A 14,520-nucleotide genomic window follows, 5' to 3' on the forward strand; every position below is an offset into this window, starting at 1 on the left:
GGCTGCGCGGCAACAGGAACGGAGGAGTTTTCCCTCATGAGCAGCATCGGCCATTTCATCAACGGCGCCCGCGTTGCCGGTACATCCGGCCGCAGCGCCGACGTGTTCAACCCGTCGACCGGGCAGGTGAGCGCGCAGCTTTCCCTGGCCAACGCCGCTGACCTGCAGGCCGCCGTGGATGCCGCCAAGGCCGCTCAGCCGGCCTGGGCCGCAACCAACCCGCAGCGCCGCGCCCGTGTCTTCATGAAGTACGTTCAGCTTCTGAACGACAACATGCAGGAACTAGCCGAGCTTCTTTCAGCCGAGCACGGCAAGACCGTTGAAGATTCCAAGGGCGACATCCAGCGCGGGCTGGAAGTGTGCGAATTCGTCATCGGTATCCCGCACCTCCAGAAGGGCGAGTATACCGAGGGCGCAGGCCCGGGCATCGACATGTTTTCCATGCGCCAGCCGGTGGGTATCGGTGCCGGCATCACGCCGTTCAACTTTCCGGCCATGATCCCGATGTGGATGTTCGCGCCGGCCATCGCCGCAGGCAACGCCTTCATCCTGAAGCCATCCGAGCGCGACCCGTCGGTTCCGATGCGCCTTGCCGAACTGATGATCGAGGCGGGGCTGCCCAAGGGCATCCTCAATGTCGTCAACGGCGACAAGGAAGCAGTGGACCTCATCCTCCAGCATCCCGATATCGGCGCGGTATCCTTCGTCGGCTCCACGCCGATCGCCGCCTATGTCTATGGCGAGGCCGCGCGCTACGGCAAACGGGCGCAGACCTTCGGCGGCGCCAAGAACCACATGATCATCATGCCCGATGCGGATCTCGACCAGGCGGCCGACGCGTTGATCGGCGCGGGCTACGGCTCGGCCGGAGAGCGTTGCATGGCGATCTCCGTCGCCGTTCCGGTGGGGCAGGCAACGGCGGACGCGCTGATCGAGCGGCTGATTCCGCGCGTCGAGCAATTGAAGATCGCCCCCTATACCGACGCCACCGCCGATTTCGGGCCGGTCGTGACGAAGGCGTCGCAGGAGAAGATCCTGAAGCTGATCGACACGGGTGTCGAAGAGGGCGCGAAGCTGCGCGTCGACGGGCGCGGGTTCAAGCTGCAGGGCTACGAAGACGGCTTCTATGTCGGCGCCTGCCTCTTCGACGAGGTGACGCCCGATATGGACATCTACAAGCAGGAAATCTTCGGTCCGGTGCTGTCGGTCGTGCGTGCGGCCGACTACGAGTCCGCGCTGGCCCTGCCGATGAAGCACGAATACGGCAACGGCGTCGCCATCTACACCCGTGACGGCGATGCCGCCCGGGATTTTGCCGCCCGCATCAATGTCGGGATGATCGGCGTCAACGTGCCGATCCCCACGCCGCTCGCCTACCACTCCTTCGGCGGGTGGAAGCGGTCGTCCTTCGGCGATTTGAACCAGCACGGGCCGGATTCGATCAAGTTCTGGACCCGGACCAAAACGGTGACGACGCGTTGGCCATCGGGCATCAAGTCCGGCGCGGAATTCTCCATGCCGGTCATGCGGTAACGCAGAGGCGGAAACAAAAAAAGGGGCGTCCCGGCCTGGCCGGGGCGCCCCTTGTCGTTTCAGGCGGCCTTGGTCAGGCAGCCATCGCCTTGGCGAGGTTTTCGTCGATCTTGTCCAGGAAGCCTGCCGTGGACAGCCAGGGCTGATCCGGACCGATCAGCAGCGCCAGGTCCTTGGTCATGTGGCCGGCTTCCACGGTCTGGACGCAGACGCGCTCGAGCGTTTCGGCAAAGGTCTTCAGCTCGGCATTGTCGTCCAGCTTGGCGCGATGCGCGAGGCCGCGCGTCCAGGCGAAGATCGATGCGATCGAGTTGGTCGACGTCTCCTGCCCCTTCTGGTGCTGGCGGTAGTGGCGCGTGACGGTGCCGTGCGCGGCTTCCGCTTCCACCGTCTTGCCGTCCGGCGTCATCAGAACCGAGGTCATCAGGCCGAGCGAGCCGAAACCCTGCGCCACGATGTCGGACTGCACGTCGCCATCGTAGTTCTTGCAGGCCCAGACATAGCCGCCCGACCACTTGAGCGCCGAGGCGACCATGTCGTCGATCAGGCGATGCTCGTACCAGATCTTCCGCTTCTCGAACTCGGCCTTGAACTCGGCTTCGTAGACTTCCTGGAAGATGTCCTTGAAGCGCCCGTCATAGGCCTTGAGGATGGTGTTCTTGGTGGACAGGTAGACCGGATAGTTGCGCATCAGGCCGTAGTTCAGCGAGGCACGCGCGAAATCGCGGATCGAATCATCCAGATTGTACATGGCCAGCGCGACGCCGGAGGAGGGCGCCTTGAACACCTCGTGCTCGATCGTCTCGCCGTCGTCACCGACGAACTTGATCGTCAGCGTGCCCGAGCCGGGAAACTTGAAGTCGGTGGCGCGGTACTGGTCGCCATAGGCATGGCGGCCGACGACGATGGGCTGCGTCCAGCCCGGAACCAGGCGGGGCACGTTCTTCATGATGATCGGCTCGCGGAAGATCACGCCGCCCAGGATGTTGCGGATCGTGCCGTTGGGCGAACGCCACATCTTCTTGAGGCTGAATTCTTCCACACGCGCCTCGTCAGGCGTGATCGTGGCGCATTTGACGCCGACACCATGCTTCTTGATGGCGTTCGCCGCGTCGACGGTGACCTGATCGTTGGTGGCGTCACGGTTCTCGACCGAGAGATCATAATACTCCAGGTCGATATCGAGATAGGGGTGGATCAACTTGTCCTTGATGAAGTGCCAGATGATCCGTGTCATCTCGTCGCCGTCGAGTTCGACGACCGGGTTCGCAACCTTGATTTTCGCCATCGATGCCATTCCTCCGGTTGGATGCGGCCGTGCCTTGGGCGGCAGGCGGCCGGGAAGCGTCGGGGCGGCTATAGCAAGAAGCTTCGCATGTGCAAAGCAAGGCGGCGCTTTTCCGTTGCGTCGCGACAGGCTATCAGGCGGCGTCGTGGATGTATGAAGAGGTCGACGTGGCTGGAACCGACAGGACGGTCGAGACGATGAGCGGTGGGCCGGCGATCGTGCTGGTAGAGCCGCAACTGGGCGAGAATATCGGCATGGTCGCGCGGGCCATGGCCAATTTCGGGTTGTCCGACCTGCGGATCGTCAACCCTCGGGACGGCTGGCCCAATGAAAAGGCGGTCGCTGCTGCCTCCAGGGCGGATCATGTGATCGAGGCGGCGCGCATCTTTGCGACGGTGCAGGAGGCGGTCGCCGATCTCACCTATGTCGCCGCGACGACGGCGCGCCCCCGCTATTCCACCAAGCCGGTGCGGGGCCCGGACGAGGCGTCCGCGCAGATGCGCCTGCGGGTCGAGGCCGGGCAGGGCTGCGGCATCCTATTCGGCCGGGAGCGCTTTGGCCTTTCCAACGAAGAGGTGGACCTGGCGGACGAGATCGTCACCTTTCCCGTCAACCCGGCCTTCGCCTCGCTGAACATCGCCCAGGCGGTCCTGCTGATGAGCTACGAGTGGATGCGCTCGGGCAATCCGTTCGAGGGGCGGCCGCGCTTCTACGCACCGGACCTCAGCCCGGCCCCCAAGGACGATCTCTACCGCCTGTTCGACCATCTGGAAGACGCGCTGGAGACGACGGGATACTTCTTTCCGCCCGAAAAGCGTGACGTGATGGTGCACAATCTGCGCACCATGCTGACGCGCGCAGCCTTCACCGAACCGGAGATCCGGGCGTTGCGCGGCGTCATCCGCGCGCTGCAGAAAGGCGCCCCGCAAGCATGAGCGAAAAGCCCATCCTGGTTTTCGACAGCGGCATCGGCGGGCTGTCGGTCCTGCGGGAGCTGCGGGCACGCATGCCCGACCGGCGCTATGTCTACATCGCCGACGACGCCGGCTTTCCCTATGGCGACTGGGAAGAGGCGGCGTTGCTGGACCGCATCGTCGGCATGTTCGCCGGCCTTCTTGCCACGCATGATCCGGCTCTGGTCGTCATTGCGTGCGGCACCGCCTCGACGCTGGTCCTGCCCGAGTTGCGGGCGCGCTTCGATGTTCCGTTCGTGGGGACGGTCCCCGCCATCAAGCCCGCGGCGGAACAGACGCGCTCCGGCCTCATAAGCGTTCTGGCCACGCCGGGCACCGTACGGCGAGACTATACGCGCGGCCTCATCGACAGCTTCGCCCGCGACTGCGAGGTGCAACTGGTCGGATCGCCCCGGCTGGCCGCCATGGCCGAGGCGCATATGCGCGGCGACCGGGCCCAGCCGGACCTGTTGCTGGCCGAGATAGCCCCGTGCTTCGTCGAACGCGACACGCGGAAAACCGACATCGTCGTCCTGGCCTGCACCCACTATCCGTTTCTGGTGGGCGCGTTCCGCAAGGTGGCTCCGTGGCCGGTCGACTGGCTCGATCCGGCCGAGGCGATCGCCCGGCAGGCCGAGCGGCTGATGGCCGACACGCCATCCACCCTGCCGGAAGGGTTCGACCGCGCCGTGTTCACGGCGGGACAGCCGGTCTATGCCGTACGCCGGCTTGTCCACGGCTTCGGGCTCACCGCCGCAGGCTGATCGCCGATGTCTGGGCGGATCGGCCGTCGATCCGGTCGGTGACCACCATGGACAGGCCGCCATCGCCGGCATTGGTGATGGTCATCGTGGCATTGCGGTCGCCGTAGATCGGCTTTGCGTACGTGACGGCAAGGGTGAGGGCATTGCCGCTCAGCCGCCCGTTGGACAATTGCGCCGGGCCTGTGGTGGAGGCGTCGTATGTTCCGGAGAAACGGTCGGTCGCAGGGTCGTAGCGGATCGTTGCGGCAACCGGACGGGTAAAGATCACGGCGGCGCGGCAGCTGCCCTTGATGGACAATGCGTTCGGGCCCGAAAGCGAGCCGGTCAGCCTGCAGGTGACCTTGCGCGGCTGCGGGTCGACGTCGCGCTGGATCGTGCCGCCGCCGCTGAAGCGCCCCTCGAAGCGCTGGAGGAAGGCCGCATCGGCCAGCGCCGGGCCGGCGGCGATGCACCAGACGGCCAATGTCACCAGGGTTCGGTTCATGGCGGTTCCCCTTCGTGGCGGGTTTCCCTTACGGGAACGGAAGGGATGCCTCGGCGTTTCGGTTGCATCAATGAACGCATCAATGTGGAAAGCGGTCCATGGATCTTCTGCGCATCATCATCGCAATCTTCATTCCCCCTCTTGCCGTCTTCCTCACCACCGGTCTCGGAAAGCATTTCTGGGTGAATCTGATACTCACTCTGCTCGGCTACATTCCGGGCGTCGTCCATGCGGTCTGGTTCATCTCGCGCCGTTCCGGCGAGCGTCAGCACCTGGGTTGACGCTTCGGCCCTGCTCGTTTAAGGAAGCGTTCATCGGCGGGCCGCAAGGTCCGCCGGTTTTTTTACGTGTCCCGTGAACGGCCCTAGGCCGCTCTGTCGGCCCGCAATGCGGGCAAAGGAGGGCGCGTTTCCTGAGCCCGGCGAATGGTTCGTCCGGGCGAACGCTCTAGGGAAATGCGATGAGCAAGCGCGAATCCGCGAAATACAAGATCGACCGACGCCTTGGTGAAAACATCTGGGGTCGTCCGAAGTCTCCGGTCAACCGCCGCCAGTACGGCCCGGGCCAGCATGGCCAGCGCCGCAAGTCCAAACTTTCCGACTTCGGCACGCAGCTGCGCGCCAAGCAGAAGCTGAAGGGCTATTATGGCGACGTCTCCGAGAAGCAGTTCCGCCGCATCTATGAAGAGGCTGCCCGCCGTCGTGGCGACACCTCCGAAAACCTGATCGGTCTTCTGGAGTCCCGTCTGGACGCCATCGTCTATCGCTCGAAGTTCGTGCCGACGATCTTTGCCGCACGGCAGTTCGTCAACCACGGCCATGTCAGCGTCAACGGCGTGCGTACCAATATCGGCTCGTACCGCTGCAAGCCGGGCGATGTCATCGAAGTGCGCCAGAAGTCCAAGCAGCTCGTCGTCGTCCTCGAGTCGGTTCAGCTCGCAGAGCGCGACGTGCCGGACTACATCGAGGTCGATCACAACAAATTGGTCGCGACTTTCGCTCGCGTGCCGGGTCTCGGCGATGTGCCGTACCCGGTTCAGATGGAGCCGAACCTGGTCGTCGAGTTCTACTCGCGCTAAGGAATCGGCAATCGCCAAACGGAAAGGGCCGTCCTTCGGGGCGGCCCTTTTTCCTTTAAAGTTAGTCCTGAGATAGACCGATGGTTGTGGTATCAATTCCACAACTTTGGATGTAAGTTGGCGGCACAGTCACCACGACCGAAGCCCGCGTTCCTTTGTCCAGTCTCTCCGGCCGTAATTCATCTCTCCACGACATGATCCAGGCCGATCGCCTGACAGCGGTCCGACGCGGCCTGCGGCGTGCCATCCCGGTCAACGGCATTCTCGGTCTGGCCGTCCTTGCCGTCGCTTATCGGGGCGGTCTCCCGGCACTGGGCCTCGCGTGGTTCGCCGCCTCGCTGACCGTCAATGTCGCGCGCTACGTTTTGAGCCGCATGCCGGTCTGGCCCCTCGACGTAAACGAGCCGGGGTCCGTCGCCTGGCACCTGATGATGCATCGTTTCGCTGCATTCTCGTCCGGCATCGTGTGGGCGCTGGTCGCCCTGCTTTCATCCGGCTTCACGACGCCGGACTCGATCTTCTACCTGAGCGTCCTGTGCGGCATCACCGCCGGTGCGATAACGCATGGCGCGTCCTATTCTCCGGTGCCGACCCTTTTCATTACCCCGCCACTCGTGGTGGTCATCGGCTGTCTCCTTTGGCAGGGCGACTTCAATGCCGTCCTGCTGGGTATCACCGTTACGATCTACCTGATCGCGCTGCTGCTTGCGGCGCGGGAGGGCGATCTTGCCTTTCGCGACTTTTCAAGGTTGACGCACGAGGCGCGCGAGATGGCCCAGTCGCTCGAGATCGCCAATGCGAGTTCCGACGCCAACGCCCGAGAAATGCTCCATCGCGCGACGCATGATGCGCTGACCGGGCTTCTGAACCGCAGCGGCATCCTGCGCAGCCTGGAGGCCGCACTGCAGGCATCGAGCCGGCCCGTGTGTCTGATGTTGCTTGATCTGGATGACTTCAAGGCCGTCAATGACGTCTTCGGCCATGCGACAGGCGACCGGGTGCTGCAGAAGGTGGCGCGGCGACTGTATGAATCCACGCCGGCCGGCACATCCATCGCCCGGCTGGGCGGCGATGAATTCGCCCTGCTGCTGGAACTCGACGATGAAAGGCAGGAGCCGGTCGAGGCGCTGGCGTCCCGTATCCTGTCCACCGTATCGGCACCTTTCGAAACCTTCGAGTCCAGCCGCGTCAGCGGCAGCGTCGGCATCTGCATTGCCGCAGAGGGCAGCGTCGGGGAGTTGCTCGCACGGGCCGATGCGGCGCTGTATGCCGCCAAATCCGCCGGAAAGAACCGCCATGCCGTGTTCGACGGTTCTCTCCAGAAGCGCATCGAACTGGAGCGCGATCTGGAGCGCGACTTGGGCGATGCACTGGAGAAGCCGGCGGTCGAGGTCTGGTTCCAGCCCATCTACCATCGCTCGGGTCGCCTCGACACGCTCGAAGCCCTGTTGCGCTGGACGCATCCGGTGCATGGACCGATCAATCCTGCGCTGATCGTCCGGACGGCCGGTCGGATCGGGCAGGCGGAAAACCTGTTCTGCCGGGTGGTCGACAACGCGTTGTCGATGCTGCTCCAACTGGATCAGCTAGGTGCAAATACGGTCCGGGTCGCCGTCAATCTGTCCCCGCGTGAGGCCGCCAAGATTCCGGCCGACGAGATCCTTCTGGAGCTCTGCGCGCGCAGGGGGGTGGCGCCCGACAGGATCGAGGTCGAGATCACGGAGGAAACCGCGCTCGACCTGAACGTGATCCAGAGCCGGCTGATGCCGTTGTCCACGGCCGGTGTGCGCATCGTCATCGACGATTTCGGCGAGGGCTATGCGTCGCTTCAGTCGATTCGCTACCTGCGGGTCAGCCGTCTGAAGATCGACCGCAGCTTCGCAGCCGACCTCGGCACGGGCGAGAGTGTCGTGCGCCTGCTGCGCGCGCTGGTGGGGCTTGGTCACGCGCTGGACATGGAAGTCGTCGCCGAAGGGGTGGAAAGCGCCGAGGCAGCCCGCACGCTTGCCGATATCGGCTGCGATTACCTGCAAGGCTACTACCTGTCGCGTCCGATGACGGCCAGTGCCGTCATGAAACTGCCCTTTGAAACAGGGGCGGGGTTCCGTTCCGACACGGCCTGACGTATTGCCTTGGCATGATCCCGGACGAGGGCCGAACATGCTGGACGAGGCTGGCGACACGCAGGACCTGACACAGGAAGGCGAGGGCGCGCACACGCTGTTCGAAGATGCGCCCGACAGCGTTTCCTTCCGCAAGCTTCGCAAGCGCCTGCTGCGCGAAGTGCGCGAAACCATGAGTGCGCACGCCATGGTGCGGCCAGGGGCGCGCTGGCTGGTGGGCATTTCCGGCGGCAAGGACTCCTACACCTTGCTGTCCCTTCTGGTGGACCTGCAATGGCGCGGGTTGCTGCCCGTCGACATTCTTGCCTGCAACCTCGACCAGGGGCAGCCCGGCTTCCCCAAGCATGTCCTGCCGGATTTCCTCAAATCCAATGGCATCGCCCATCGGATCGAGTATCGCGACACCTATTCGGTGGTGAAGGCCAAGGTTCCCGCCGGAGGTACCTATTGCGCCCTCTGCTCGCGGCTGCGACGCGGCAACCTCTACCGGATTGCCCGGGAGGAGGGCTGCGAAGCGCTGGTACTCGGCCATCACCGGGACGACAGCCTGGAAACCTTCTTTCTCAACATGTTCCACGGTGGCAAACTGGCGGCCATGCCGGCCAAGCTGCTGAACGACGATGGCGACCTTCTGGTCCTGCGGCCGCTGATCGCCTCGTCCGAGGGCGATATCGCGCGCTTTGCCGCCGCCATGCGCTTCCCGATCATTCCCTGCGATCTCTGCGGCAGCCAGGATGGGCTGCAGCGCAACGCCATGAAGGCGTTCCTTGCCGACATGGAACGCAACAACCCCGGACGCAAGGACGTGATCGCCAAGGCGCTCGGCAACATCAGCCCGAGCCACCTGCACGACGCGCGCCTGTTCGACTTTGCCGCCCTTATGCCGAAAGACCGATGAAAGGAACGCTCGTGACGCAATTCGATACGGACAAGCTCGCAGACATTCTCCGGCAGGCGGCGCGGTCCGAGATCATGCCCCGCTTTCGCCGGCTGTCCGCCGGCGATATCCGCGAGAAGACATCCGCCGTCGACCTTGTCACCGAGGCCGACGAAGCCGCGGAGCGCGCCATAGAGGCAGCGTGCCGGCAGGCATTTCCGGATGCGGCCTTCGTCGGGGAAGAGGGCGTGGCCGCAAACGCCGGCCTTATCGACAAGGTGGCCGGCGCCGACCTGGCCATCGTCGTCGATCCTATCGACGGGACAGCCAACTTCGCCAGTGGCGCGCCCATGTTCGGCGTCATGGCGGCGGTGGTGCGCAAGGGCGAAACGATTGCCGGCGTCATCTACGACCCGCTCGGCGACGATGCGATGGTGGGCGAAAAGGGCGGCGGCGTCTTCTTCAAGAGCGGCGACGAAGCGGCCAAACGCATGCAATATGCCGGGCCCGTGCCACTGGCCGATATGGTCGGGGCCGCGGCAACCAGCCAGCTTCCGCTGGAGCAGCGCAGGCGCACGCTGGCCGGTTTCGGGGAAACCCGCATCCTGTCCAGCTTCCGCAGCGCTGCGCAGGAGTATCGCCTCGCGCTGTCGGGTGCGCTCCACTACCTCTATTACGTCAAGCTGATGCCGTGGGATCATCTGGCCGGAGCCATGATGTGCCAGGAAGCGGGGGCCTATGTGCGGCGGCTCGACGGGTCGGTCTACCTGCCCGGACATGTCGCCGGCGGCCTTCTGGTGGCCCCGGACGAGGCCGGCTGGCACGATCTGCGCGCCGTCATCGGCTGATTGCGGAATAAAAAAAGGGCGGGGCGCCGGCGCCCCGCCCTTTCTTCGATCGGTTTCGACGGCCCGCCGGTCAGGCGGTTGCCGCGCTCCGGTCCTCGGTCGCGATGCCCTTGTCGGCAAAAAACTGCTGCAGTTCGCCGGCCTGGAACATCTCCCGCAGGATATCGCAGCCGCCGACGAATTCGCCCTTCACATACACCTGCGGAATGGTCGGCCAGGAGCCGTATTCCTTGATGCCGTTGCGCAGCTCGTCGGATGAAAGGACGTTGACGCCCTTATAGTCCACGCCGAGATAATCGAGGATCTGCACCACCTGGCCGGAAAAGCCGCATTGCGGAAAGGCCGGCGTGCCTTTCATGAAGACGATCACGTCGTTCGTCTTCACCTCGTTGTCGATCCAGTCCTGAATTCCGCTCATGTCAAACTCCGCTGTTCCTGGTCGTGGGCGGGCGCGCTCGTCTGCAATGCGAGCGCATGGAGGATGCCGCCCATATTTCCTTGAAGGGCCTGGTAGACCATCTGGTGCTGCTGCACCCGTGTCTTGCCCCTGAAACTCTCCGCCACCACCTCGGCGGCATAGTGGTCGCCGTCGCCGGCCAGATCGCGGATCGTCACGACCGCGTCGGGAATGCCGTCCTTGATCATCCGTTCGATGTCTTGGGCGTTCATCGGCATGAAGTGCAACTCCTTGTCACGGCACCGTAGGACAAAAGGATAGGGTCTGTGCGGCCCAACCGCAATGAGGCCCCGTCTATTCGGCCGCCTGCAGGGATGGCAGTTCGCCGGCCATGTAGGCCGGGAACCAGCCTTCGTGCCGGCTCTTCAGGGCCGCCACGGAAACCTGCAGAACGTCGGACACCTCCAGCATGGCGCCTCCGGCTTCGCCGATCAGGCGTGCCGGCACGCAGGCGGCGGGCGCCGCCGCCAGGATGGAGGCCGCTGCATTGCGCGGAACGGCAATCAGATACCGGGCCTGGTCCTCGCCGAACAGCTCGGCATGGGCCGGGCCGCCTGCGGTGTCAATGCGCGCGCCGATGCCGGAGGCCATGCACATTTCCGCCAGCGCGACGACAAGCCCGCCGTCCGACAGGTCATGGCAGGTCCTGACCGTGCCGTCGGCGATCAGGCCGCGCACGAAGTCGCCGTTGCGCTTTTCGGCGTCAAGGTCCACCGGCGGCGGCGCGCCAGCCTCGCTGCCCGCGATCTCGCGCAGATAGATGGATGCGCCGAGATGCGTGCCGTCACCCCCGATCAGAAGGATCACGTCGCCATCCGCCAGCGTATCGGTGCGCGCGCACCGCGCCCTGTCGGCAATCAGGCCGACGCCTCCGATGGTGGGCGTGGGCAGGATGCCTTGTCCCTGCGTCTCGTTGTAGAGCGAGACGTTGCCGGACACGATCGGGAAGCCGAGTGCCTCGCAGGCGGCGCCGACGCCTTGTACGGCCTTGACGAACTGGCCCATCGCTTCCGGCTTTTCCGGGTTGCCGAAATTCAGGTTGTCGGTTGCCGCGAGCGGCAGCGCGCCGACGGCGGTCAGGTTGCGCCAGCACTCCGCCACAGCCTGCGCGCCGCCCTGATAGGGGTCGGCCTCGCAGTAGCGGGGCGTCACATCGGACGAAAAGGCAAGCGCCTTCGTGGCGTGCCCATCCACGCGGACGACGCCGGCATCGCCGCCGGGGCGCTGCAGCGAGTTGCCCTGGATCAGGGTGTCATACTGTTCGAAGACCCAGCGGCGCGAGGCGATGTCCGGCGAGCCGATCACCCGCAGCAGCGCCTCCGAATAGTCAGCCGGTTCGGGCACGTCCTGCGCGGACAGCACTTCGGCCGGGCGCGGCTCCAGCCACGGACGGTCGTATTCGGGCGCTTCGTCACCGAGCTCCTTGATGGGCAGGTTCGCCACTTCCTTGCCGTCGAACAGGATGCGGAATCGCAGATCGTCGGTCGTGCGACCGACCACGGCGAAATCCAGCCCCCATTTACGGAAGATGCCTTCGGCCACTTCGCGCTTGGATGGCTCCAGAACCATGAGCATGCGCTCCTGGCTTTCCGAAAGCATCATCTCGTACGGGGTCATCGCCTCTTCGCGCACCGGCACGGCGTTCAGATCCAGTTCGATGCCGAGGTCGCCTTTGGCGCCCATCTCCACCGCCGAGCAGGTCAGGCCGGCCGCGCCCATGTCCTGGATGGCGATGACGGCGCCCGTCTTCATCAGCTCAAGGCACGCTTCCAGAAGGCACTTTTCGGTGAAAGGATCGCCAACCTGTACGGTCGGGCGCTTTTCCTCGATCTTCTCGTCGAACTCGGCAGAGGCCATGGTGGCGCCGCCCACCCCGTCGCGCCCGGTCTTGGCGCCAAGATAGACGACCGGCAGGCCGACGCCCTCCGCCTTGGAATAAAAGATCGCGTCGGTCCGGGCGATGCCGGCTGCGAAGGCGTTGACCAGGCAATTGCCGTTGTAGCGCGGGTGGAAGTTGACTTCGCCGCCCACCGTCGGCACCCCGAACGAGTTGCCATAGCCGCCGACGCCGGCCACGACGCCCGCCACCAGATGCCGGGTCTTTTCGTGGTCCGGGTCGCCGAAGCGCAGCGCGTTCATGGCCGCGATAGGCCGTGCACCCATGGTGAAGACATCGCGCAAAATGCCGCCGACACCGGTGGCCGCGCCCTGATAGGGCTCGATGTAGGAGGGGTGGTTGTGGCTCTCCATCTTGAAGACCACGCAGTCGCCGTCGCCGATGTCCACCACGCCGGCATTTTCACCGGGGCCCTGGATCACCTGCGGCCCCTTGGTGGGCAAGGTCCGCAACCAGCGCTTGGAGGATTTGTACGAGCAATGCTCGTTCCACATGGCCGAAAAGATGCCGAGCTCGGTAATGCTAGGCTCGCGGCCGATCAGATCGAGAATGCGCTGGTATTCGTCGGGCTTCAGCCCATGCGCGGCGATCAGGTCGGGGGTGATGGCGATCTCGTTCATCGTCGGCGGTCCTGAGGCGGTGTCCGCCGGATGGCGGACGGGAAGGGGTTCAGATTTGTTATCGCGCCGGAAGCCAGAAACCGGCCTCCGCCGCGCGGGCGCGGCATGCCGCAACCTCCGATGCGCTCCGCAGGATGAGCGCGTCGTCGGCCGCTTGCGAGATATAGTCATCGGTGACGCGTCTTTGCAGCACGATCAGCGTATAGTCGCCGCCGGTGACGGACCCTGCGGGGGAACGGACACAGGCGCCGTGCGCGCCGGCCGGCCCGGACACGAAACGCGCCGCCCGCTCTACCGTGGCGCCGCGATACAGAGTGCGCGCCGTCTGCGCGACATAGTCGGCCTCGACCCGGCTCAGCGCCTCGCCGTTCGGTTGCAGGGCTGCGGCCATCGCCGGCGGTGCCGTTCGCGCCACGGCGCAGCCGCACAGGAGCACGGCCGAGGCCAGCCCGAGCAGCCCGAGCTGCACAGGCTTATGCATTGGCGCAGGTACGGTCGCCGCTTTGCCAGCGGGCGACGTCGGAAGCGATCCGTGATCCGTTCGGCCCATTCAGCAACGGGCCGAACGTCTGGATGCGTGCAGGCTTGCCCTGGCCCTCGACGACGAGAAGCGGCAACCCGCCGGGGTTGGACCGCGGCACCACCAGGATGCGCGGCCGTCCGGAATGGGAATCCAGTTCCGGCGCCATGCTGTAGCCGGCAAAGGCCGTATCGCGGCCACGGAACCAGCAGTCGCGGGCGGCCAGCGCCACGCGCTCCATCACCTTCAGCGCCGGTTCGCCGCTTGTTTCGATCGACGCTTCCTGCGGCTTGCCGCTGCATCCGGCCAGGACGCCCAAAACCACCGCAAAGGCACCGAGGCGCAGAGACGGCCTCACGCGGCCAGCCCCCTGTCGGTAAGACCCAGCGCGCTTTCGAAGATGCCGCGCCCGTCGGTGCCGCCATGCTCCGGCTCGATGAGGTTTTCCGGATGCGGCATCAGCCCCAGAACGTTGCCGCCGTCATTGACGATGCCGGCAATGTCGTTGACCGCCCCGTTGGGGTTGGTGCCTTCGGCATAGCGGAAGACGACCTGGCCTTCCCCCTCGATGCGGGCAAGCGAGTCGGCATCGGCGAAATAGTTGCCGTCATGGTGGGCCACAGGGCACCGGATAACCTGTCCGGGGCTGTAGGCCGTGGTGAACCGGGTTCCGGCGTTCGCCACTTCAAGCTTCACTTCGCGGCAGACGAAGTTGAGGCTGCGGTTGCGCATCAGCGCACCGGGCAGAAGCCCGGCCTCGCACAGGATCTGGAAGCCGTTGCAGACGCCCAGAACGGGTACGCCGGCGCGGGCCTTGTCGGCCACGGCGCGCATGACGGGAGACCGCGCCGCAATGGCCCCGCAGCGCAGATAATCTCCGAAAGAGAAACCGCCGGGAATGACGATCAGGTCAACCGGCGGAATGTCCGTTTCGGTCTGCCAGACGGTCAGGGGCTCCTGCCCGCTGATCGTGCGGAGGGCGGCGATCATGTCGCGGTCCCGGTTGAGGCCTGGCAACAGGACGACGGCGGATTTCATAAGGTTCAGCTCCGGACCGTGGATGGGGCGGGCGGGCCCG

Annotated in this window: 16 protein-coding genes; 8 read left to right on the forward strand and 8 right to left on the reverse strand. The window is 65.1% G+C overall.

Annotated features, from left to right (window positions below; all coding sequences use genetic code 11):
• The first annotated feature begins 36 nt into the window (after positions 1-36).
• A complete protein-coding gene (locus tag AUL31_RS02300) occupies positions 37-1,533 on the forward strand; it encodes a CoA-acylating methylmalonate-semialdehyde dehydrogenase (protein ID WP_060600692.1) in 1,497 nt (498 codons plus the stop codon).
• 73 nt (positions 1,534-1,606) lie between these two features.
• Here the strand turns inward: AUL31_RS02300 and AUL31_RS02305 are convergent, their stop codons facing one another.
• On the reverse strand, positions 1,607-2,821 hold the full coding sequence (locus AUL31_RS02305) for an NADP-dependent isocitrate dehydrogenase (protein WP_060600695.1): 1,215 nt from the start codon (positions 2,819-2,821) through the stop codon (positions 1,607-1,609).
• A 167-nt stretch (positions 2,822-2,988) separates the two neighbouring features.
• Here AUL31_RS02305 and AUL31_RS02310 point away from each other — a divergent pair, with 167 nt between their 5' ends.
• A complete protein-coding gene (locus AUL31_RS02310; RefSeq protein WP_060600961.1) occupies positions 2,989-3,756 on the forward strand; it encodes an RNA methyltransferase in 768 nt (255 codons plus the stop codon).
• Complete coding sequence (gene murI, locus AUL31_RS02315) at positions 3,753-4,538, forward strand: glutamate racemase (RefSeq protein ID WP_060600699.1); 786 nt, start codon at positions 3,753-3,755, stop codon at positions 4,536-4,538. The genes AUL31_RS02310 and murI overlap by 4 nt, the downstream gene beginning before the upstream one ends.
• Here the strand turns inward: murI and AUL31_RS02320 are convergent.
• A complete protein-coding gene (locus tag AUL31_RS02320; protein ID WP_060600704.1) occupies positions 4,522-5,022 on the reverse strand; it encodes a hypothetical protein in 501 nt (166 codons plus the stop codon). The two genes, murI and AUL31_RS02320, sit on opposite strands and share 17 nt — an antisense overlap.
• Positions 5,023-5,120: 98 nt before the next feature.
• Here AUL31_RS02320 and AUL31_RS02325 point away from each other — a divergent pair, with 98 nt between their 5' ends.
• From AUL31_RS02325 to AUL31_RS02345, 5 genes are all read left to right on the forward strand, one after another.
• Positions 5,121-5,303 (forward strand): YqaE/Pmp3 family membrane protein, encoded by a 183-nt coding sequence (locus tag AUL31_RS02325; RefSeq protein ID WP_039192349.1) that lies wholly within the window; start codon positions 5,121-5,123, stop codon positions 5,301-5,303.
• A 179-nt stretch (positions 5,304-5,482) separates the two neighbouring features.
• Complete coding sequence (gene rpsD, locus AUL31_RS02330) at positions 5,483-6,100, forward strand: 30S ribosomal protein S4 (RefSeq protein WP_060600707.1); 618 nt, start codon at positions 5,483-5,485, stop codon at positions 6,098-6,100.
• A 155-nt stretch (positions 6,101-6,255) separates the two neighbouring features.
• Positions 6,256-8,223 (forward strand): putative bifunctional diguanylate cyclase/phosphodiesterase, encoded by a 1,968-nt coding sequence (locus AUL31_RS02335; protein WP_143190107.1) that lies wholly within the window; start codon positions 6,256-6,258, stop codon positions 8,221-8,223.
• Positions 8,224-8,260: 37 nt separating this feature from the next.
• A complete protein-coding gene (ttcA, locus tag AUL31_RS02340; protein WP_060600713.1) occupies positions 8,261-9,121 on the forward strand; it encodes a tRNA 2-thiocytidine(32) synthetase TtcA in 861 nt (286 codons plus the stop codon).
• Entirely contained in the window at positions 9,118-9,948 is an 831-nt protein-coding gene (locus tag AUL31_RS02345) for an inositol monophosphatase family protein (RefSeq protein WP_060600716.1), read from the forward strand. The genes ttcA and AUL31_RS02345 overlap by 4 nt, the downstream gene beginning before the upstream one ends.
• A gap of 70 nt (positions 9,949-10,018) precedes the next feature.
• Here AUL31_RS02345 and grxD read toward each other — a convergent pair whose 3' ends face one another.
• The 6 genes from grxD to purQ all read right to left on the reverse strand — a co-directional run bounded on the left by grxD (position 10,019) and on the right by purQ (position 14,480).
• Positions 10,019-10,366 (reverse strand): Grx4 family monothiol glutaredoxin, encoded by a 348-nt coding sequence (grxD, locus tag AUL31_RS02350; RefSeq protein ID WP_060600718.1) that lies wholly within the window; start codon positions 10,364-10,366, stop codon positions 10,019-10,021.
• Positions 10,363-10,623, reverse strand: coding sequence for a BolA/IbaG family iron-sulfur metabolism protein (locus AUL31_RS02355; RefSeq protein WP_039192366.1), 261 nt, complete (start codon positions 10,621-10,623; stop codon positions 10,363-10,365). The genes grxD and AUL31_RS02355 overlap by 4 nt, the downstream gene beginning before the upstream one ends.
• A gap of 76 nt (positions 10,624-10,699) precedes the next feature.
• On the reverse strand, positions 10,700-12,922 hold the full coding sequence (gene purL, locus AUL31_RS02360; protein ID WP_060600720.1) for a phosphoribosylformylglycinamidine synthase subunit PurL: 2,223 nt from the start codon (positions 12,920-12,922) through the stop codon (positions 10,700-10,702).
• Between the two features lie 58 nt (positions 12,923-12,980).
• A complete protein-coding gene (locus AUL31_RS02365) occupies positions 12,981-13,403 on the reverse strand; it encodes a hypothetical protein (RefSeq protein ID WP_143190108.1) in 423 nt (140 codons plus the stop codon).
• Positions 13,396-13,800 carry a hypothetical protein gene (locus tag AUL31_RS02370; protein WP_244489298.1) on the reverse strand — a complete coding sequence of 135 codons (405 nt, stop codon included), beginning with the start codon at positions 13,798-13,800 and terminating at the stop codon, positions 13,396-13,398. Before AUL31_RS02370 ends, AUL31_RS02365 begins: the two co-directional genes overlap by 8 nt.
• Positions 13,797-14,480 (reverse strand): phosphoribosylformylglycinamidine synthase subunit PurQ, encoded by a 684-nt coding sequence (gene purQ, locus AUL31_RS02375; protein ID WP_060600726.1) that lies wholly within the window; start codon positions 14,478-14,480, stop codon positions 13,797-13,799. The genes AUL31_RS02370 and purQ overlap by 4 nt, the downstream gene beginning before the upstream one ends.
• Positions 14,481-14,520 lie beyond the last annotated feature (40 nt).

Origin of the sequence: Aureimonas altamirensis, assembly GCF_001463885.1 — a bacterium.
GTDB classification, from domain to species: Bacteria; Pseudomonadota; Alphaproteobacteria; order Rhizobiales; family Rhizobiaceae; genus Aureimonas; species Aureimonas altamirensis.